Raw genomic sequence first — 18,552 nt, forward strand, 5'->3', positions numbered from 1 at the left:
ATGCGGAGAATTAAAGTAGCTTTGGGCGAACGCTCCTATCCGATTGTGATAGGCAGCGGAATTCTGGAGGGCATTGCCGGTCTGTGCGCGGAAGCTGGATTTCCGGTGCGCAGCCCACTGCTGATCGTCAGCGACAGCGCAGTGGCCCCTTTGTATCTTTCTGATTTGGAGACGCGATTAGAGGCCGGGGGCTACACGGTTGTCAGTCATATCATTCCGTCGGGAGAAGCCTCGAAATCTCTGACCGTATATGAAGAAGTGATGACGACGGCGATCTCTGCCGGTCTTGACCGGAACTCCGCCGTTTTGGCGCTGGGCGGCGGTGTCGTCGGCGATCTGGCGGGCTTTGTGGCCGCGACCTATATGCGCGGCATCGGCTTTATGCAGATTCCGACAACGATATTGGCGCATGACAGCAGCGTCGGCGGTAAGGTGGCGGTAAATCATCCGCTGGCGAAGAATATGATCGGGGCTTTCTACCAGCCGAAAATGGTCGTGTACGACCTGAATACGCTGCTTTCGCTTCCTCCGCGCCAGGTGCGTTCCGGTTTGGCCGAAGTCATCAAGCACGGACTTATCCTGGACCGCGACTTCGCCTACTGGTGCCGGGATCATGCGGCAGAACTGCTTGCACTGGACCCGGAAGCGCTCGGCTACGCGCTGGAGCGCGGCTGCGCCATCAAAGCGGATGTGGTCGGCGAGGATGAAAGGGAGCACGGACTTCGCGCCATTCTGAATCTGGGCCATACGATCGGACATGCCGTTGAAGCGGTGGGAGGCTATGGAACCTTTCTGCACGGCGAAGCCATCTCCATCGGAATGGCGGGCTCTGCGCTCCTGGCGGCCAAGCTGGGGCGTCCGCGTTCCCTGTACGAGGAGACGGTTTCCCTGCTCGGCGCGCTGGAGCTTCCAACGAGACTGCCGGCGGAATACAGCGAGGAAGAGATCATCGAAGCTATGATGCATGACAAGAAATTCAAAGAAGGCCGGATAACGTTTATCGTTCCCGACGAGATTGGAGCCGTCAGCATTGTTAATGGTGTTGAGGAGTCCGCGGTGCGCGAGGTTATCAGGCAGCTTAAAGAGGAGGGAAGCCCATGGTAAACCGCGGCATTCGCGGAGCGACTACCGTCAACCGCAACGAGGAACAGGAAATTTTGCGGGAAACGGTACTGCTGCTGCGGGAAATGGTCGAACGCAATGACATTATCGCCGAAGATATTTGCAGCGTGTGGATTACGATGACCACTGATCTTGATGCGACCTTCCCGGCGCGGGCGATCCGCGAAATTGAAGGCTGGGAGCTGGTACCGCTGATGTGCTCGACTGAAATTCCGGTTAAGGGAAGTCTGCCGAAATGCATCCGCCTGATGGTGCAGGTCAATACGGACAAGAGCCAGCGCGATATCCGCCATGTATACCTGAATGAAGCGCAGAAGCTGCGTCCCGATCTTTCAGAGAGCAAATAGCAGCAGAAGTTTTATAATAATATAGAACTCGGGGCTTTCCAAATAATTGGTTGTCTCAGGGGTTGTCAATAAGCGTTTGTATCATGTATAGTGTTATCAGACGAGTGAAGCAGAGTTAAGCCAGAGTTGAGATGAGCTGAGAAGAGCTGAGTGCAAGGGATGTTAAGGATACAGCCGAAGGGCGGATATTCAAGTGCAGGAACTGCGAACGTGAGGTTTGCAGGTGCACGGATAGCTGATCATTACTGATGCCTGGTTGTATCGTTTGGACTTTATCTTCCATAGGTGGGGGATAGCGTCTTTTTCGGAGATTGTATTTTGCGTTGCTTTGAATGCGGGGATCTTTTATGCATCGTCCGCTGCAGAGCGGCTGCAACTGCCTGATGCCGAAATCCCGCTCTTTTATACGCTTGCTTAACCTAACCTCTACTTCGGTGGAGGTTTTTCTGTATTTTCAGCTCAAATACCCTTTCTAAGTCCAAGGAGGAACGACAAATGACCAGTCCCAGTGTTGAACAAGTGATGTCGCTCTCGCGGCAGTATAACCTCATTCCCGTGGTGAAGCGGCTCCTGGCCGATATGGAAACGCCGATCCGGATTTTTCAGCGGTTTGCTGGACGCAAAAATGCCTTTCTGCTGGAAAGCGTGGAGGGCGGCATCCAATGGGCCCGGTATTCGTTCATCGGCAGCGATCCGTTCCTGCTCATTTCCGGCAAAAAAGGTGTCATCAATGTGGAAATCGGCGGCGAGAAAAAGCAGCTGAAGGGCAAACCGATCGAAGAGCTGAAAAGCCTGCTCCGTTCGTACCGCAGCCCGAAGCTTGCGGAAATGCCGCCGTTCACCGGCGGGGCGATCGGATTTTTCGGGTACGACCTGCTTCAGTATTACGAGAAGCTACCGGCCCATGCCAGCGATGATTTGAAAATGGATGATATTCGCTTCATGTTCTGTGACCGGATTATCGTGTTCGACCACGTTAAACAGCAGATTTTGCTGGTCGGCAACCTTCATATCAAGGATGGCGACACGGATTCCGATATCAGAGCCAATTACGAGAAATTGGACCGCAAGCTCGAAGAGATGGCGGAGGAGCTGCACAAGGAAGGACCGCAGGAAAATCTGAACCGGCGCAGCATTCCACAGGATATCGAGCTGGGTGATATTCACTCCAATTTGACGAAGGAGCAGTTTATCGGCAATGTGGAACAGGCCAAGGAATACATTCGGGCTGGCGATATTTTTCAGGTCGTGCTGTCCCAACGGTTCCATATCAATACCGAAGTGTCACCGCTTCATGTGTACCGGCTGCTGCGGACGCTGAACCCGTCGCCGTATATGTATTATCTCAAAATGGACGATGAAATCATTGTCGGCACATCGCCGGAGGCACTTGTGAAAGTGGATGGCGACCGGGTGGAGACCCGGCCGATTGCCGGAACGAGGCCGAGAGGCGAGAATGAGGCGCGGGACCGAGCGCTGGCGTCCGAACTGCTGGAGGATGAAAAAGAGAGAGCCGAGCATCTGATGCTCGTCGATCTGGGCCGCAATGATCTAGGCCGGGTTTCAAAGTTTGGAACCGTTAAGTGTGACTCCTTCATGGAGATCGAGAAATACTCCCATGTGATGCATATGGTGTCGAATGTTTCGGGCACGCTTCGTGAGGATAAAGATTTCTTCGACGCTTTCCTGTCCTGCCTGCCGGCGGGCACCGTATCCGGAGCGCCGAAGCTCCGGGCGATGCAGATTATCGCCGAACTGGAGCGTGAAGCGCGGGGAGCTTATGCGGGAGCGATCGGGTACCTTGGATTCTCCGGAAATATGGATTCCTGCATAACGATCCGGACGATCATCTTCCGCAAAGGCCGGGCCTATGTTCAGGCGGGAGCGGGCATTGTTTGGGATTCCGTGCCGGAGAAGGAGTACGAGGAGACCGTCAACAAGGCCAAGGGCATGCTGAAAGCGATTCGGATGGCCGAGGCGATGTTCCCGGCGAAGGCGAAGGACAGAGGCAGCATCAATCAGGATTACATGTACGAATATACCCCTTGACCGGGTCCTGTAACAGGCGGCTTAAGCGATAATCAATCTCTTATGAGCGAGAGGAGAACAAATGGCAATGAGCAGCAGCGTTAACCAATTGGTGCAGTCCGGGATCGCCGGACTGATTGAAAGCAAGGATTTATCCCGGGAGCAGGCGCGGGACATCATGGGCGCTATTATGGAAGGGGCGGCGACGCAGGCCCAGATCGGCTCCCTGCTTACCGCTCTGCGGATCAAAGGGGAGACCGTGGATGAGATCACAGGCTTCGCGCAAGCCATGCGCGGGTTCGGAACTCCGGTTGCCACAGAGAACGAGCGTCTGCTGGACACCTGCGGAACCGGCGGTTCAGGTATCCATAAGTTCAACATTTCCACGGCTTCTGCGATTATTTCCGCAGCCGCTTCGGTGCGCGTCGCCAAGCACGGCAACCGTTCCGCCTCAGGAAGAGCGGGCAGCGCTGACGTGCTGGAGGCGCTCGGCGTGAACATCCATCTGGATGCGGAGCAGGCGAAGCGGTGCCTGGACGATATCGGCATCTGCTTCCTGTTTGCGCAGATTTACCATCCGTCAATGAAATACGCAGCCGCCCCGCGGAGGGAACTTGGCGTGCGGACGGTGTTCAACATGCTCGGACCGCTCACGAATCCGGCCGGAGCGGACCGGCAGCTCCTGGGTATTTACGACCGGGAGAAGACCGAGACGGTCGCGCTGGTGCTCAAGGAGCTTGGCTCGAAGCGTGCGCTCGTGGTCAGCAGTCACGACGGTCTTGACGAGATCAGTATTTCCGCGCCGACCACCGTGTCGGAGCTTCGGGACGGCGCGGTGACGACCTATGAAATTACCCCGCATGACCTGGGACTTCCCAGCCATCCGCTTGAAGCCGTTCTCGGCGGCGGACCCGAAGAGAACGCGGCGATTATCCGTACGGTGCTGGACGGCGCAAAAACGCCTTACCGGGACATTGTGCTCGCCAATGCCGGAGCCTGCATCTATGTTGCCGGTCTTGCGGGTACGCTGGCTGAAGGTGTGCGAAAAGCGGCGGAAATGATCGATTCGGGCGAAGCGGCACGCAAGCTGGAGCAGCTTATTGCTATAACGGAGGAGCTTAAACATGTATCTCGATAAAATCGTAGCGACCAAGATAAAAGAGGTTGAGACGCTCAGTGCGTCGTTTTCCCTCTCGGAAGTGGAACGCGAAATCGCCGGACTGCCGGCAGCCCGCGGATTTCGCAGGGCGCTCACGCTCGGAAGGAAGCGTGATATAGGACTGATCGCGGAGGTGAAGAAGGCGTCCCCTTCCAAAGGGCTGATCCGCGCGGATTTTGATCCGGTGCAGATTGCCAAGGCCTATGAGGCAGGCGGAACGGACTGTCTCTCCGTCCTGACTGACAGGCAATATTTTCAGGGCAGCGGCGAATATTTGCAGCAGGTTCGGCAAGCGGTAAGCCTGCCGCTGCTGCGCAAGGATTTCATCATCGACGAGAAACAAATCTATGAAGCCCGGCTCCTCGGGGCGGACGCCGTTCTGCTGATCGCGGCTATATTAACGTCCGCCGTGCTCTCTTCCTTCACGGATACCGCGGGAAGTCTTGGGCTCGACGTATTAATCGAGGTTCATGACCGCAGCGAGCTTGAAGGGGTGCTGGACACGGGCAAGGCGCAGCTTTCCCATGTGCTGCTCGGCATTAACAACCGCAATCTGCATACGTTCGAGACCTCGCTTGCCACGACGGCCGAGCTTGCGGCGCTCGCGCCGGATGGCGTTCCCCTGATCAGCGAGAGTGGTATCGCGGGACCGGAGGACATCGCCTATTTGAAGGCGAACGGCGCGGACGGCGTGCTGGTCGGTGAATATTTCATGCGGCAGCAGGATGTGGAACAGGCAGTCGGTACGCTGCTCGGCCCTGTTTTGAAAGGCGAGGACCGGGTGCGGAATGGCTGAGGCGAAGGTAAAAATTTGTGGACTTCAGGACGTTGAAGTGCTAAAATCTATTGTACACTTGCCGGTTGATTATATCGGCCTTGTCTTTGCTCCGAGCCGCCGGAAGGTGTCGCCGGAGCAGGCAGCGGAACTGGCATCCGTCCTTGGAGAGTGGAAGGCGGGGCAGGCTCCGCTTGCCGCCGGGGTCTTTGTCAATCCGGAGATGGGCGAACTGAACGAGATTGTTGCCGCTGTACCGCTTGGCATTATTCAGCTGCACGGGAACGAAAGCCCGGCATTTTGCCGGGAGGTCAAGAAGGCCTTCCCCGATGTTCAGGTATGGAAGGCGCTTCCGGTAGCTGCGGAAATAAATGATACAGATAACAATGGATCGCTGCTGGAAAGCTATGCCGGCACGATTGACGCGCTCCTGCTCGATACGTACGATCCCGCACAGCGGGGCGGCTCCGGGCGGACGTTCGCATGGGAAGAGATTCCGGCTTACCGCAAGCGCGCGGGGGCGATGGGAGTGCCGCTGTACGTGGCCGGCGGACTTTCGCCGGACAATGTGGACGGGCTTCTGGCGGCTTACGCTCCGGACGGAGTGGACGTATCCAGCGGAGTGGAAAGTGATGGAGTAAAGGATATCGCCAAAATCACAGCTTTTGTGGAAAGGGTGAAGCAATCATGATACAGGTGCCGGACCGGCATGGACGTTTCGGAGCTTTCGGGGGACGCTTCGTGCCCGAAACCTTGATGAATGCATTGATAGAGCTGGAGGAAGCTTATAACAAGTTCTCAGCCGAACCGGAGTTTCAGGAGCAGATTAATTATTTGCTTAAGCAGTATTCGGGACGGGAGACGCCGCTGTACTACGCCGAACGGCTCAGCGCTCAGCTGGGCGGGGCGAAAATATATTTAAAGCGCGAGGATTTGAACCATACCGGGGCCCATAAGATCAACAACGCCATCGGTCAGGCGATTCTCGCCAAAATGATGGGCAAGAAGAAGGTTATTGCAGAGACGGGGGCGGGCCAGCATGGCGTGGCGACCGCTACCGTCGCCGCGCTTCTCGGAATGGAATGCAAAGTATTCATGGGCGAGGAGGATACCCGCCGCCAACAGCTGAACGTATTTCGAATGAAGCTGCTTGGAGCCGAGGTCATTTCCGTTACTTCGGGATCGCGGACGCTCAAGGACGCAGGCAACGAGGCGCTGCGTTATTGGGTCAGCAACGTAGACGACACTTTCTATGTGCTCGGCTCCGCGGTCGGCCCGCATCCGTATCCGATGATGGTCCGCAATTTTCAGCGGATTATAGGGGATGAGACGCGGAAGCAAATTCTGGAGGCGGAAGGTAGACTGCCGGATCTGCTGGTGGCCGCCGTCGGGGGCGGCAGCAACGCTATCGGCATGTTCTATCCGTTCCTCGAAGACGAGAGCGTGGGTATGATCGGCGTTGAAGCCGCGGGCAAAGGCGTCGATACGCCGTATCACGCAGCTACGATGAGCAAGGGAAGCCAAGGGGTGTTCCAGGGCTCGATGAGCTACCTGCTTCAGGATGAACACGGTCAAGTGATAGAGGCGCACTCCATCTCCGCGGGGCTCGATTATCCCGGGGTAGGACCGGAGCACTCCTATCTTAAAGATATCGAACGCGTAAAATATGTACCGATTACCGACCGGGAAGCGCTCGATGCCCTTAAGCTGCTGTGCGTGACTGAAGGCATCATTCCCGCGCTGGAATCGGCTCATGCAGTGGCGCAGGTTGAGAAGATCGCGCCGACGCTCTCCAAGGATGACATCATCGTAATCTGCCTTTCGGGCCGGGGCGACAAAGACGTGGAATCGATTATGGCGTATACGGAAGGGGAGGGGCTGAAATGACAACCGAAACGACGAACCGCATGGACTTGGCATTCCGCCGCCTGAAGGAACAAGGCCGGGCGGCGCTGATTCCGTTTCTTACCGTGGGCGATCCCGATCTGGAGACGAGCCTCGCGATTATTGCCGAGCTGGAAGCGGCGGGCGCGGATATGGTCGAGCTGGGGGTTCCCTATTCCGATCCGCTGGCGGACGGGCCGGTGATCCAGCGTGCTTCCGCGCGGGCGCTGCGAGGGAACATTCACCTGCGGACCTGTATGGAAGCGGCGCTCAAGGCCCGTAAGGCAGGAAGCCAGCTTCCGTTTATCCTTTTTACTTACTACAATCCCGTGCTGCAAATGGGACTCGATACTTTCTTTGCGGAACTGGGCAATTATGAAATCAGCGGGCTGATTATTCCGGATCTGCCGGTTGAGGAGTCGGAAGAGATGCGCCGCCGCAGCCGCGATGCCGGGATCAACCTGATTCCGCTCGTCGCGCCGACCTCCAGTGAACGCATCGCCAAGATCGTATCCGGCGCGAGCGGCTTCGTATACTGCGTGTCCTCGCTTGGCGTGACAGGCGAACGTACGTCTTTCCATGAAAGCGTGGACCAGTTCATCGAATCCGTCCGTCAGGCGACCGATCTTCCGGTGGCCGTCGGATTCGGCATTTCTACTCCCGAGCAGGTTGCCAGATTCGCAAAAATCTGCGACGGAGTCGTAGTTGGGAGCGCGATTGTCCGCAAGATCGAGGAAGTGATTTTCCTTCTTCAGGACCCCGGGAAGCGCGGCGAGGGACTGTTGCAAATCCGCGATTTTGTGGCACAATTAAGACCATAGTTAAAAACATCGACTGATATTACCGAGAGAGAGGACCGCTCATGAAGCCGAAACCCCATATCGTAGGCCTTCCGGTTTACAAACCGGGCAAACCCATAGAAGAAGTGAAGAAGGAATACGGACTTGACGAGGTCATTAAGCTGGCCTCCAATGAGAATCCGTACGGTTCATCGCCGAGCGCCAAAGCCGCCATTCAGGCCGAGCTCGATAATCTTAGTCTCTATCCCGACGGCTCCGCCGCCGAGTTGACCGCCGCACTGTCCGCCCATCTGGGGGTGCAGGCCGACAATATTATTTTCGGCTGCGGCTCGGACGAGATTATTGCGCTGATCGCCCGCGCCTTTTTCCTCCCTGGCGACGAGACGATCATGGCCGACCAGACCTTCTCCGTATACAAGAGCAACGCGGATATCGAAGGGGCGATCAGCATCGAAGTGCCGCTTGCTGAGGGCACCCACGATCTGGATGCGATGCTCGCCCGCGTCACTGACAAGACAAAAGTAATCTGGGTGTGCAATCCGAACAATCCGACGGGCACGATTGTGTCCGAAACGGCGCTAACGGCTTTTCTGGATGCGGTCCCGGACCGCGTAATGGTTGTGCTGGACGAAGCCTATTACGAGTATGTGACCGATCTATCCTACTCCGACGGCATCAAGCTGCTGGATCGCTATCCTAACCTTGTCGTGCTGCGGACATTCTCCAAAATTTACGGGCTGGCGGCGCTGCGGATCGGATACGGTATCGCGAGACCCGAAATCATCACGCTTATTAACCAGGTGCGCGAACCGTTCAACACCTCCCGTCTTGCGCAGGCAGCCGCGATTGCGGCGCTGGGAGACCGGGATTATGTGGAAGAATGCCGCCGCCTCAACAGCGCGGGGCTGGTGCAGCTTCAAGATGAATTCAAGCGGCTTGGGCTGCAATATTTCCCGTCGCACGGAAACTTTATTATGGTTGACGTCCGCGTGCCGGCGCTTGATATTTTCGAACTGCTGCTGCGCAAAGGCGTCATCGTAAGAGCCGGACACCGCCTCTATCCTACTTACATCCGGGTTACCATCGGCTCGGAGGAGCAGAACAAGGTCTTTATCCAGGCTTTGGAGGCCGCGCTCAAAGAACAGGGCGTTCGGGCATAGCACGGGCGACGCAAGGAATCTACAGAAGGCGAGTTGTTCAAAGACATGACGACTAAGATTGCAATTTTCGGCGTCGGGCTGATCGGCGGTTCCCTTGCCCTTTGCTTTAAGGGCAGGGAAGGCCTGAACGTTGTAGGCCACGCCCACCGCCCGGAGTCGGCTGCCAAGTATGTGAGCAGAGGCGTAGTCGACAGCGCGACGCTGTCATTTGAAGAGGCGGCGCTTGGCGCCGACTTTATTTTTTTATGCGTTCCCGTCGGGATGCTGGAGGAGTATCTGAACAGGCTGAGTAAGCTGCCGCTTAAGAAGGGCTGCATTATTACGGATGTCGGCAGCACCAAAGCGAGCATCGCGGCCTGCGCGGCTTCAATGGACCTTCCGGACGTTCATTTTATCGGCGGTCATCCGATGGCCGGTTCGGAGCGTTCCGGTGTGGAAGCGGCCTCGTCGCTGCTGTTCGAGAACGCCTTTTATGTGCTTACTCCGCCGCCTGGAGTTCCCGAAGAGGCGTATGAGTCGCTTAAGGCTCTGTTGGTACATACGAGAGCGCAAATCGTCCGGCTGGACCCGCAGCGGCATGACGAGATTGTCGGGGCGATCAGCCATTTGCCTCATATCATCGCTGTGGCGCTTGTGAACCAGGTTCACGAGTACGACTGCACCGACTCGCTTTACAGCACACTGGCTGCAGGTGGATTCCGGGACATTACGCGAATCGCGTCCAGCGAGCCCGTCATCTGGCGGGACATTCTGCTGAACAACCGGATGGTGATGCTTAAGCTGCTGAAGGATTGGAATGCGGAGGTTTCTTCCTTCGTAGAGCTGCTGGAGAACGCTGACGGAGAGGGAATCGAGGAAGCGTTTAAGGAAGCGAACGGTTTCCGCAGCAAGCTGCCTGAACGGCGCAAGGGCATGATTACACCGCTGTTCGACCTGCATATCGACGTTCCCGACCACCCTGGCATCATCGGACGGATTGCCACGGAGCTGGGCGATCAAGGCATCAACCTAAGCAACGTGCAAATCATCGAGAGCCGTGAGGACGTCCCGGGCATTATGCGCCTGTCTTTCCGTCAGGAAGGCGATATGGAGCGGGCCAAAGTGCTGCTGCAGCGGCATGATTATACGGTGTACGTATAGCGAATATAGGGAAGAGCAAGGCCGGGCAGACGCCCGGCTTTTTTAATTTAAGTATTTATAAGTTTCACACTTATTACTGAGGTATCCGTTAATTTGTCGGAATTATCAAAAAAGGCAAAAAAAAGACCGCTTTCAAAAAGCGGCCTTTGCTCATGTAGAGCTGAAGTATTGGATAGGAGTGGAGAGAAACCATACTGTACCTTTATTATATGTATCCGTTTACAATTTGTCAACGCTTTCATGAAAAAACTTACTCCAGTATTTTCCCCCGCTCCGGATGTGCCCGGAATCAATTTCGGCACGAAGTTGCCAGCAGCGGTTTTTATGTCGAACAGGGTTGGCGGAAAGAAGTTTACATGCGGCATCCGTCTATTAATGTCATCGGAAACCGAATTGTGGTACAATAGGAAAGTATTTTTATAGATTTGTTGTTAACCAATACGTCCGAATATTCGAAGCTTAAACATAGCCGTCATGAATATACATAGAAACCGGAGTGGAAATTGGCTCTTTTTTCAGAAAAAACCGCAACTTTTTTGGACCCGCTCGGTAATAATGATTACCAACGGGATATATCGTGCTATGGCGAGGAGGAAACGCCCACCATGACGGATTCCCAGTTAATCCAGCTGATCAAGCAGGGAAATACCGAACTTTATTCAGAACTCATGCGACGTTATCAACGCAAAATCCTGGCATTTGTCTATCACATGCTAAAGAACTCCCAGATGGAGCTCATCGCCGAAGATCTCTGTTCCGAAACGTTCTACAAGGCTTTTCGCAGCCTTCATTCCTTTCGTGAAGTAGACGCCTCCTTTTCCACATGGCTTTACACCATCGCGCGCAATACCGTGCTCAGCGAGCTGCGGAAGCACCGCGTAGGCAATGTGTCGCTTGAAGAAAGCGGCTATACGCCTGTTGCACCGCTGGAAGTGGCGCCGGAGCAGGCTGTGCTGCGCAATGAACGGATGAATCTCGTACGCAAAGCGATCAACAATCTTCCGGAAAAACAGCGGTCCGCGCTGATTTTACGGGAGTATGACCAAATGGATTACCAGGAAATCGCGATGATTCTTGATCAGAGCGTAAGCTCGGTCAAATCGTTGTTGTTTCGCGCCAGAAGCAGCGTAAAGCTTCAGCTTGAGTCCTATTTTTATGAACCTGCTTATGATGAACAGCCTGAGAGGATGAAAAGCCAATGAACTGTAGAGAAGCGCAGAATCTGATTCCGCTTCTTTGGGATGCTCCTCCCGATAAAAGGGAGCGCAAAGCTTTATTGCAGCATATCTCTCAGTGCTCCTATTGCTCCGCCGAATGGGAGATGTGGGAAGAAAGCGGCCGGCTGATCCAGGACATGAAGGCTTCGGTCAGCGACGAACGAGCCGAGGCTGTCAACGCGCGCGTAATGGAACGCATATATCTGGAAAGCCCTTGGCTGATGCCGGGCGACGGCAAGTCGGCCGGCAAGCCCGGAATCTTCCGGCGGCGGATCAGCTTGTGGATCGCCTGTTTTCTGGCGGTGTTCTTGTCCAGCTTCCTCTACTTTACATTGGTGCAGACGCCGGACAACACCACTATGGCGCAGAGCGGAATTGTACCGACCGGCGTCGCCGGATCAACCGGTGATTGGCAGTCCGTTTATCCGGTCAATTCCGGAGGCAGCGAGATAGTCGAGCCGCTTGTCGTGAGCATGGGGCCAACCCATCCGCAGTATTGGATGGTACTGTCCATGCTGGGAATAGGCTTATCCATCTTTTCGTTAACCCGGCTTAACCGGTACCGCAGACATTGAAAGAGCTCTCTTGAACACCCAGGAGGGCTTTTTTGCTGTCCGTACACTTTCAAAGTGAAGACATTTAAGCTCATCCATGTTACAGTAAGAAAAAAATATATACGGAAAAGGATGGGAGTTACTTATGTTGATGGGCTTGATACGCCATGGCCAGACGGACTGGAACGCTGTAGGCAGGATTCAAGGGCAAAGTGATATCCCGCTTAACGGCGAAGGCCGCAGACAGGCGAAGATGCTGGCAGAGCGTCTTCAGCACGAACCTTATCGCTGGGATTACTGCATTACCAGCAACCTTTCCCGGGCGGAAGAAACGGGGAGAATTATTGCCGGTCGACTTGGGCTTCCGCTGCTAGAGGCAGACGAGCGTATCAGAGAACGCGCATACGGTCAGGTAGAGGGGCTTACAGCCTCTGAGCGTGAAGCCAGATGGGGAAGGAACTGGGATCAGGAGGAATTCGGTCAGGAGAAGGATGAACAGCTTCAGACGCGGGCGCTTGCCTTTATGGGAGATATATCCGCGAAGCATCCGGACAAAAATGTGCTCGTTGTGTCGCATGGAGGTTTACTGGCCCAGCTTTATTCGGCGCTTTACAAGAACAAATATTCCGAGCGGATCGGCAACCTGTCCCTGACCATTTTGGAGAAGAAGGAACAGGAATGGAACCCGCTGCTGTACAATTGTACCCGCCATATCCTGCATAATCAGCGCTAACCCGATCCCCTCGGGTTATTTTTTTTGCGAAAAATGGAATAAAAAAAGCTAGCAATCCCATAATGGTATTAAAACGGCGAGGCGATGAAGATGAATCTGGCGGATATGCTCAGCTTTGCGGACATGAATCAGCTGACGGCCATAGCAGGCCGTTACCGCTGCGAATGCAAGCAAAATTCCAAGCAGGACCTTATTCAGACGCTGCTCATTACGCTTGGGAGCAAAGATTTTATGGAGGCCCAGGTAAGGGAATGCTCACAAGAAGACTTGCGCTTCCTCAATGCCCTGCTGTTTGACGAAAGAAGCTATCTTACTCTTGAGGATTTGCTTGCCGCGGCGAGGGCGGCGTCATTCGATACTCCGGCCGGACAAAGTGGAGGTTACCGCGACACCGTGACCCGGTTTAAAAATGGAGGCTGGCTCTTTAACGGTACTTCCCAGCAGTCCAGATACTTGTTTCAAGTTCCGAAAGACTTGAAAGAACGTTTCCGGGATCGGATGGCGTCACGGCTTAAGGAGGGATTGGAGCCGAGCGGAGAGCCCGACATATACAGGGAAGAAGGCGACCTGGCCGCCGCCGATTTGCAAGCGCTACTGCGTTTTATCCATGAAGACGAGCCGGAGCTGAATATGGAAGGTGCCATGTACAGAAGATGCCAGCAGCTTCTCATGAACAGTCTGCATATTCCCGAACCGCTTCTGACAAAAGGCGGCTGGCGGTTCGGTTACGGCAGAGCCTGTGAGCATTATCCGCCAAGGCTGGCCCTCCTGTACGACTATGCCCGCCATCGGCGCTGGATCGCGGAAGAAGGACAACGGCTAAGATTGACGAGTACGGGCGCTGCGGTTTTGGAAGAAGCAAAATACGAATCCCTGTTGCAGATTTTCTCCTTTTGGTTAAGACTTTATAAAGGCGCTATTCCAAACCTTCCATCACTCGTATACTGGATTGGCGTGTGTGCGAACGAATGGGTGACGGTTAAATCTTTGGAAAATGCGCTGGGCTGGCTGATCAAGCCGTTTTATTACGACGATGCCGGTTCGATTATGGAAAAACGCATTCTGCGTATGATGCTGCATCTGGGAATGCTTAGATTGGGTGAAGCGGCTTCAGGCCCCGTTGTCAAAATGACGGCTTGGGGAATGGAAAGGGCGCAATCCAAACAACTGCTCCTATAGAGCAGAGGAGTTTTGCAAGGCCGCATCACCAGAGCAAGCCTTCCTATGGATGCTAAAGGGGGAGAGTACTTGCGGATTGCGTATGGGACCTACATACCGCAGCTTCATCCGTCCGTCTATGTGGCTGAAGGAGCGAAACTCGTAGGTGATGTTAGAATTGGGCAGGATTCCAGCGTGTGGTTCAATGCCGTGCTCCGGGGAGATCTTGCTCCTGTCATTATCGGAGAGCGCTGCAACATTCAGGATGGTGCCATAGGTCATGTTGCCGACCGATTGCCGCTTGTGCTGGGTGACGATATTTCAGTCGGACACGGGGCTATCATCCATGGCTGCAGGATAGGCAATGGAACATTAATTGGAATGGGCGCCATTCTGTTGAACGGAGCAGAGATTGGTGAATATGCTTTAGTAGGAGCCGGTTCAATTGTAACCGAAAACAAAAAAATCCCCCCATACACCCTTTCCCTCGGATCTCCGGCCAAGGTAGTACGGGAACTGACGGATCGAGATCTGCTCCGGATGGCGCGTACTTCCGCCAGTTATGTGGAGAAAGGGAAAGAATACGGAATAACATAAACAGCGGAGGTGTATTCGAATGGACAAAATGAAGGCAACCTATGAAGTGATGTTAGGGCTCGCGGCAGAAATGGTGTGGGACGAAGCGCTGCGCAAGCGCCGGTGCGACATCTTGTACCGTGAGATTGACACGGCGCTGGCTACCGGTGACGAGGTTGCATTCCGAAACCTGACAGAAGAACTGAAAAGTTTGGCATAGAGGAGATGCGCTTTACGGCGCACCTCTTTTTTTGCAATATCAGAAAGTATAAGCTTCGCGCTTATCCTTAACCTGATATTTTTACGAGAAACGGATGCCTTCCTCTTCCAGAGGACGGCGAAGCCGTTTCTTCTTACGGTAATCATACTTCGCGTCTAATATAATACGGAAAAAACGGGGAGAGGCGGCGAGAGGATGAAATTCAGCGATTTCGACAGCGGCAGTTGGGCGGTAAATGGACAATTTTATGACACCTGTCTCATTCCCTTTACAGGATTGACAGGAAGGGAAACGCCTCCCCATACGGTGGAGCGTCTCGAACGTCTTCGCGACTCCATCGATATAGTGGAGCGTCCTTTCAAGGGACGAATTGTGGTATATCCTGCAGTGCAATACGACGTTGTTGGGAAAAGCGATATTATAAATGAAATATGTCACAATATCAAATCCAATAATTTCCGGTATGCCATCGTGCTGGATGCGATTGGATTGCTCACCGCCGACAACATAAATGAAAGCGATTTAATTATTGCTGTTAACGACTTTTTCGGCGATAATAGTGGTAAGGGGATTGCGTTTGCATTGCAAAAAATCCGGGAGATGTGGCATAAAGAAATGAACTGAAAATGTGACGATAAATCGACAATAATTATGCAATTAAACTTTTGTCCGTTTCTTATCCCTGACGATTTTATTGACGGGTATTGGAAGCTAAGCTATGATTAGGTTGAATGGATATATGTGATTTATATCATTGTAAACGGATTAATTCTTCCTCCGAGCGCTTTCCCAAATCCGATTTAGGGGGTAAACGCAAATATGAGCGGCCATGACGAATACCGGAATCATCCGAACGAGAAACCGCCCAGCCGTAAAGAAATGTCACGCAGACAGTTTTTGACGTACACACTAGGAGGAGCCACCGCTTTTATGGGAGCGGGCGCCGTTCTGCCGATGATCCGTTTTGCCGTGGACCCGATACTACATAAGAAGGGCGAGGGAGAATTCATCAAGGTAGCGGAAGAATCCAAGATAACGGGCGAACCGCAGGAATTTAACTTTGAGCTCAAGCAGCAGGACGGATGGTATGCCAGCACGGCGACGCTGACTGCCTGGATCCGCAAAAACGAACAGGGAGAAATTTATGCGCTTTCACCGGTCTGCAAGCACCTTGGCTGCACGGTCGGATGGAACAATAATAAGGCGACTCCGGACGAATATCATTGTCCCTGCCATGGCGCACGATACACCAAGGCGGGCAAGAATCTGGCCGTAGCGCCGAAGCCGCTCGATCAGTATAAGACGAAAATTGAAAATGGCTGGGTATACCTGGGCGATATTGTGCCCAATACCGAGGCCGCCAAGGAGGCGTAACCGCCGATGTTTAAAAATGTCTACAACTGGATTGACGAACGTTTGGACATTACACCCATCTGGAGGGATGTCGCCGATCACGAGGTGCCTGAGCATGTAAATCCGGCCCATCATTTTTCCGCATTCGTCTACTGCTTCGGCGGATTGACCTTTTTCATAACCGTCATTCAGATTCTGTCCGGTATGTTTCTGACGATGTATTATGTTCCCGACATTATCAATGCTTACGCCAGCGTCGAATATTTGCAGACCAAGGTCGCCTTTGGACAAATCGTCCGCGGCATGCACCACTGGGGAGCCAGTCTTGTCATCGTCATGATGTTCCTGCATACGATGCGTGTATTCTTTACAGGCTCCTATAAGGCGCCCCGGGAGATGAACTGGGTTGTCGGGATGCTTATTTTCTTCGTGATGCTGGGACTGGGACTTACCGGGTATTTGCTTCCCTGGGACAATAAATCGTATTTCGCTACAAAAGTCACGCTGGAAATCGCCAACTCCACGCCCGTGCTTGGCCCGGTGCTGAAGGAATTGATGCAGGGCGGCAGTATTGTAGGAGCGGAGACGCTGACGAGATTTTTCGCCCTCCATGTATTTTTCCTCCCGGCGGTGCTGCTTATTCTGCTCGTAGGACATTTCATCATGATTCGCAGACAAGGCATTTCCGGACCGCTGTAACGGCCATCCGGAGAGAGGAGGACATTTGATGGCACATGAGGACAACTCCAAGGAAAAAATAGTCTTTGTCGGCGACTCGCGGGTCAGGCGGGGAAACGGCTTTGTCCCTCCTCCCGACTATTCCGCCTATCCTGGGAAATCGGAGGCGTTCATCCCGAACTTCCTGCTCAAAGAATGGATGGTAGGCGTTGTGGTGCTGGTCGGCATTCTGGTTCTGACGATTTCGGAGCCTGCGCCCCTCGGCTTTCCCGCCAACCCCGGCGCGACGGTGATTCCGGTACCGGACTGGTATTTTCTGTTTCTGTATCAATACCTGAAGCTGCCTTACGCTTCGGGAGATTATATCGTCCTTGGCACGATGGGCGTTACAGGGGTCGCATTCGGCTCCCTGCTACTGGCTCCTTTTCTGGATACAGGCAGAGAACGCAGGTTCTACCGCAGACCAATTGCTTCGTCGCTGATGTTTCTGTCTCTGGCCTCCATTGTCTACCTGACGAACTCGGCCTGGACGGAATATAAGCATGAAATGGCAGCAACGGGACAGGTGCCCGAAGATGTGCAGCGTGAGGAAAAGGCGGCCGAGAACCGGGCGAAGGGACTGCCAACAAGCAGCGCCGTACAGGCGAAAGAGGTTGTCATCGTAGACAAGGAAGATCCGGCTATGGCAGCTTATCAGAAGGCCGGGTGCGTCGCCTGCCACGCCGCCGATATGAAGGGCGCGGCGGGCCCGTCCCTGCGCGGCGTCGGCGACAAGCATGACAAGGCTGGCATCATAACGATTATTAAAGAAGGGTACAACAACAAGATGCCGCCGATGTACGACACAGCCATCAATGCCGGCTTGACCGACAAGGACATCGACCACCTGGCCGAATGGCTTGCGAAACAAAAAACCGAACAGTAAAATAGAGGAAGATCGCATAACCTGATCGAATAATACGGTCAGGTTTTTGCATGCTTTGAGGGAGGCTTACCGTGTCAAGAGTTGCAAGAAAGATGGACAAACTGCTGAAACACCGGGCCATTATTTGGCTGCTGCTTGCGGTCAATATTCCGGGAACGATTTATGGATACATATGGTACGGCAATCAATTGGCCTATACGGCAGCCCATTACCCGGGCTGGCTGCTGCCGTTCGTACCCGACAGCCCGACGGCAAGCCTGTTCTTTACGCTGGCGCTTATCCTTATGTTATATCCACCCAAAACAGTGACCGGGGTTTCTGTAAGAGCTGTGATCGAGGCGCTGGCGGTCGTAACATCCGTCAAATATGGCATTTGGGCGGTCTCCATCATTGTAGCAGGCGGCTACCAGGGGGGGCCGGTCGATTGGCGAGACTGGATGCTGATGATTTCGCATACCGGGATGGCGGTGGAGGCGCTGCTGTACGCCCGGTTCTTTATTTGCCGGAAAATGATTCCGGTCGCGCTTCTGTGGACTCTGCTTAATGATACGGTCGACTATTCTTTCGGCGTCTACCCTTGGCTTCCAGCCACGCTTGAGGATGATGTGCTGCAGGTCCAGATATTCACCTTTTTACTGACTCTCGTCAGCGCGTCGGCTGCTTGGCTGGCCTCAAGGGACGTCCGGCTCCTGCGTCAGCGGGCTGAGCAATAAGACGATGTTC

At 54.1% G+C, this 18,552-nt stretch carries 21 protein-coding genes; all 21 read left to right on the plus strand.

Annotated features, from left to right (window positions below; genetic code table 11):
* The 21 genes from aroB to EH198_RS00540 all read left to right on the plus strand — a co-directional run bounded on the left by aroB (position 1) and on the right by EH198_RS00540 (position 18,542).
* Complete coding sequence (aroB, locus tag EH198_RS00440; RefSeq protein WP_124693591.1) at positions 1-1,104, plus strand: 3-dehydroquinate synthase; 1,104 nt, start codon at positions 1-3, stop codon at positions 1,102-1,104.
* Positions 1,098-1,469 carry a chorismate mutase gene (gene aroH / locus EH198_RS00445; RefSeq protein ID WP_124693592.1) on the plus strand — a complete coding sequence of 124 codons (372 nt, stop codon included), beginning with the start codon at positions 1,098-1,100 and terminating at the stop codon, positions 1,467-1,469. The genes aroB and aroH overlap by 7 nt, the downstream gene beginning before the upstream one ends.
* A 495-nt stretch (positions 1,470-1,964) precedes the next feature.
* Positions 1,965-3,518, plus strand: coding sequence for an anthranilate synthase component I (gene trpE, locus EH198_RS00450; RefSeq protein WP_124693593.1), 1,554 nt, complete (start codon positions 1,965-1,967; stop codon positions 3,516-3,518).
* Positions 3,519-3,585: 67 nt separating this feature from the next.
* Positions 3,586-4,635, plus strand: coding sequence for an anthranilate phosphoribosyltransferase (gene trpD, locus EH198_RS00455; RefSeq protein WP_124693594.1), 1,050 nt, complete (start codon positions 3,586-3,588; stop codon positions 4,633-4,635).
* Positions 4,622-5,452: an indole-3-glycerol phosphate synthase TrpC gene (trpC, locus tag EH198_RS00460; RefSeq protein ID WP_124693595.1), complete on the plus strand. Its 831-nt coding sequence runs from the start codon at positions 4,622-4,624 to the stop codon at positions 5,450-5,452. Before trpD ends, trpC begins: the two co-directional genes overlap by 14 nt.
* Positions 5,445-6,122: a phosphoribosylanthranilate isomerase gene (locus EH198_RS00465; RefSeq protein WP_124693596.1), complete on the plus strand. Its 678-nt coding sequence runs from the start codon at positions 5,445-5,447 to the stop codon at positions 6,120-6,122. Before trpC ends, EH198_RS00465 begins: the two co-directional genes overlap by 8 nt.
* Positions 6,119-7,318: a tryptophan synthase subunit beta gene (gene trpB, locus EH198_RS00470; protein ID WP_124693597.1), complete on the plus strand. Its 1,200-nt coding sequence runs from the start codon at positions 6,119-6,121 to the stop codon at positions 7,316-7,318. Before EH198_RS00465 ends, trpB begins: the two co-directional genes overlap by 4 nt.
* Complete coding sequence (gene trpA, locus EH198_RS00475; RefSeq protein ID WP_124693598.1) at positions 7,315-8,136, plus strand: tryptophan synthase subunit alpha; 822 nt, start codon at positions 7,315-7,317, stop codon at positions 8,134-8,136. The genes trpB and trpA overlap by 4 nt, the downstream gene beginning before the upstream one ends.
* A gap of 41 nt (positions 8,137-8,177) precedes the next feature.
* Entirely contained in the window at positions 8,178-9,275 is a 1,098-nt protein-coding gene (gene hisC, locus EH198_RS00480; RefSeq protein WP_124693599.1) for a histidinol-phosphate transaminase, read from the plus strand.
* Between the two features lie 45 nt (positions 9,276-9,320).
* The gene (locus EH198_RS00485; protein WP_124693600.1) at positions 9,321-10,415 is read left to right on the plus strand and encodes a prephenate dehydrogenase; all 1,095 of its coding nucleotides are present in this window, start codon (positions 9,321-9,323) and stop codon (positions 10,413-10,415) included.
* A gap of 605 nt (positions 10,416-11,020) precedes the next feature.
* Positions 11,021-11,617, plus strand: a complete 597-nt coding sequence (locus EH198_RS00490; RefSeq protein WP_124693601.1) for an RNA polymerase sigma factor — start codon at positions 11,021-11,023, stop codon at positions 11,615-11,617.
* Positions 11,614-12,207, plus strand: a complete 594-nt coding sequence (locus tag EH198_RS00495; protein WP_124693602.1) for an anti-sigma factor family protein — start codon at positions 11,614-11,616, stop codon at positions 12,205-12,207. Before EH198_RS00490 ends, EH198_RS00495 begins: the two co-directional genes overlap by 4 nt.
* A gap of 124 nt (positions 12,208-12,331) precedes the next feature.
* Positions 12,332-12,919, plus strand: a complete 588-nt coding sequence (locus EH198_RS00500) for a histidine phosphatase family protein (protein WP_124693603.1) — start codon at positions 12,332-12,334, stop codon at positions 12,917-12,919.
* A 90-nt stretch (positions 12,920-13,009) separates the two neighbouring features.
* Positions 13,010-14,098: a hypothetical protein gene (locus tag EH198_RS00505; RefSeq protein WP_124693604.1), complete on the plus strand. Its 1,089-nt coding sequence runs from the start codon at positions 13,010-13,012 to the stop codon at positions 14,096-14,098.
* Positions 14,099-14,143: 45 nt separating this feature from the next.
* Positions 14,144-14,674 (plus strand): gamma carbonic anhydrase family protein, encoded by a 531-nt coding sequence (locus EH198_RS00510; RefSeq protein WP_124693605.1) that lies wholly within the window; start codon positions 14,144-14,146, stop codon positions 14,672-14,674.
* 19 nt (positions 14,675-14,693) lie between these two features.
* Complete coding sequence (locus EH198_RS00515) at positions 14,694-14,873, plus strand: IDEAL domain-containing protein (RefSeq protein ID WP_124693606.1); 180 nt, start codon at positions 14,694-14,696, stop codon at positions 14,871-14,873.
* A 195-nt stretch (positions 14,874-15,068) separates the two neighbouring features.
* On the plus strand, positions 15,069-15,497 hold the full coding sequence (locus EH198_RS00520; protein ID WP_124693607.1) for a DUF2487 family protein: 429 nt from the start codon (positions 15,069-15,071) through the stop codon (positions 15,495-15,497).
* Between the two features lie 195 nt (positions 15,498-15,692).
* Positions 15,693-16,247, plus strand: coding sequence for a QcrA and Rieske domain-containing protein (locus EH198_RS00525; protein WP_124693608.1), 555 nt, complete (start codon positions 15,693-15,695; stop codon positions 16,245-16,247).
* Between the two features lie 6 nt (positions 16,248-16,253).
* Positions 16,254-16,925, plus strand: coding sequence for a menaquinol-cytochrome c reductase cytochrome b subunit (gene qcrB / locus EH198_RS00530; protein WP_124693609.1), 672 nt, complete (start codon positions 16,254-16,256; stop codon positions 16,923-16,925).
* A 28-nt stretch (positions 16,926-16,953) separates the two neighbouring features.
* A complete protein-coding gene (locus tag EH198_RS00535) occupies positions 16,954-17,829 on the plus strand; it encodes a menaquinol-cytochrome c reductase cytochrome b/c subunit (RefSeq protein WP_124693610.1) in 876 nt (291 codons plus the stop codon).
* A gap of 92 nt (positions 17,830-17,921) precedes the next feature.
* A complete protein-coding gene (locus tag EH198_RS00540) occupies positions 17,922-18,542 on the plus strand; it encodes a DUF1405 domain-containing protein (RefSeq protein ID WP_124694483.1) in 621 nt (206 codons plus the stop codon).
* Positions 18,543-18,552: the final 10 nt, after the last annotated feature.

The organism is Paenibacillus rhizophilus, assembly GCF_003854965.1.
In the GTDB taxonomy this organism is placed as follows: domain Bacteria; phylum Bacillota; class Bacilli; order Paenibacillales; family Paenibacillaceae; genus Paenibacillus_AQ; species Paenibacillus_AQ rhizophilus.

What these genes read in the sequence shown, in the direction of transcription:
- EH198_RS00540 (WP_124694483.1), top strand. Translation starts at nt 17,922, where the DNA reads ATGGACAAACTGCTGAAACACCGGGCCATTATTTGGCTGCTGCTTGCG.
- EH198_RS00535 (WP_124693610.1), top strand. Translation starts at nt 16,954, where the DNA reads ATGGCACATGAGGACAACTCCAAGGAAAAAATAGTCTTTGTCGGCGAC.
- trpC (WP_124693595.1), top strand. Translation starts at nt 4,622, where the DNA reads ATGTATCTCGATAAAATCGTAGCGACCAAGATAAAAGAGGTTGAGACG.
- EH198_RS00485 (WP_124693600.1), top strand. Translation starts at nt 9,321, where the DNA reads ATGACGACTAAGATTGCAATTTTCGGCGTCGGGCTGATCGGCGGTTCC.
- trpB (WP_124693597.1), top strand. Translation starts at nt 6,119, where the DNA reads ATGATACAGGTGCCGGACCGGCATGGACGTTTCGGAGCTTTCGGGGGA.
- hisC (WP_124693599.1), top strand. Translation starts at nt 8,178, where the DNA reads ATGAAGCCGAAACCCCATATCGTAGGCCTTCCGGTTTACAAACCGGGC.
- EH198_RS00465 (WP_124693596.1), top strand. Translation starts at nt 5,445, where the DNA reads ATGGCTGAGGCGAAGGTAAAAATTTGTGGACTTCAGGACGTTGAAGTG.
- qcrB (WP_124693609.1), top strand. Translation starts at nt 16,254, where the DNA reads ATGTTTAAAAATGTCTACAACTGGATTGACGAACGTTTGGACATTACA.
- trpA (WP_124693598.1), top strand. Translation starts at nt 7,315, where the DNA reads ATGACAACCGAAACGACGAACCGCATGGACTTGGCATTCCGCCGCCTG.
- aroH (WP_124693592.1), top strand. Translation starts at nt 1,098, where the DNA reads ATGGTAAACCGCGGCATTCGCGGAGCGACTACCGTCAACCGCAACGAG.
- EH198_RS00505 (WP_124693604.1), top strand. Translation starts at nt 13,010, where the DNA reads ATGAATCTGGCGGATATGCTCAGCTTTGCGGACATGAATCAGCTGACG.
- EH198_RS00500 (WP_124693603.1), top strand. Translation starts at nt 12,332, where the DNA reads ATGTTGATGGGCTTGATACGCCATGGCCAGACGGACTGGAACGCTGTA.
- EH198_RS00520 (WP_124693607.1), top strand. Translation starts at nt 15,069, where the DNA reads ATGAAATTCAGCGATTTCGACAGCGGCAGTTGGGCGGTAAATGGACAA.
- EH198_RS00510 (WP_124693605.1), top strand. Translation starts at nt 14,144, where the DNA reads ATGGATGCTAAAGGGGGAGAGTACTTGCGGATTGCGTATGGGACCTAC.
- aroB (WP_124693591.1), top strand. Translation starts at nt 1, where the DNA reads ATGCGGAGAATTAAAGTAGCTTTGGGCGAACGCTCCTATCCGATTGTG.
- trpE (WP_124693593.1), top strand. Translation starts at nt 1,965, where the DNA reads ATGACCAGTCCCAGTGTTGAACAAGTGATGTCGCTCTCGCGGCAGTAT.
- trpD (WP_124693594.1), top strand. Translation starts at nt 3,586, where the DNA reads ATGAGCAGCAGCGTTAACCAATTGGTGCAGTCCGGGATCGCCGGACTG.
- EH198_RS00495 (WP_124693602.1), top strand. Translation starts at nt 11,614, where the DNA reads ATGAACTGTAGAGAAGCGCAGAATCTGATTCCGCTTCTTTGGGATGCT.
- EH198_RS00515 (WP_124693606.1), top strand. Translation starts at nt 14,694, where the DNA reads ATGGACAAAATGAAGGCAACCTATGAAGTGATGTTAGGGCTCGCGGCA.
- EH198_RS00490 (WP_124693601.1), top strand. Translation starts at nt 11,021, where the DNA reads ATGACGGATTCCCAGTTAATCCAGCTGATCAAGCAGGGAAATACCGAA.
- EH198_RS00525 (WP_124693608.1), top strand. Translation starts at nt 15,693, where the DNA reads ATGAGCGGCCATGACGAATACCGGAATCATCCGAACGAGAAACCGCCC.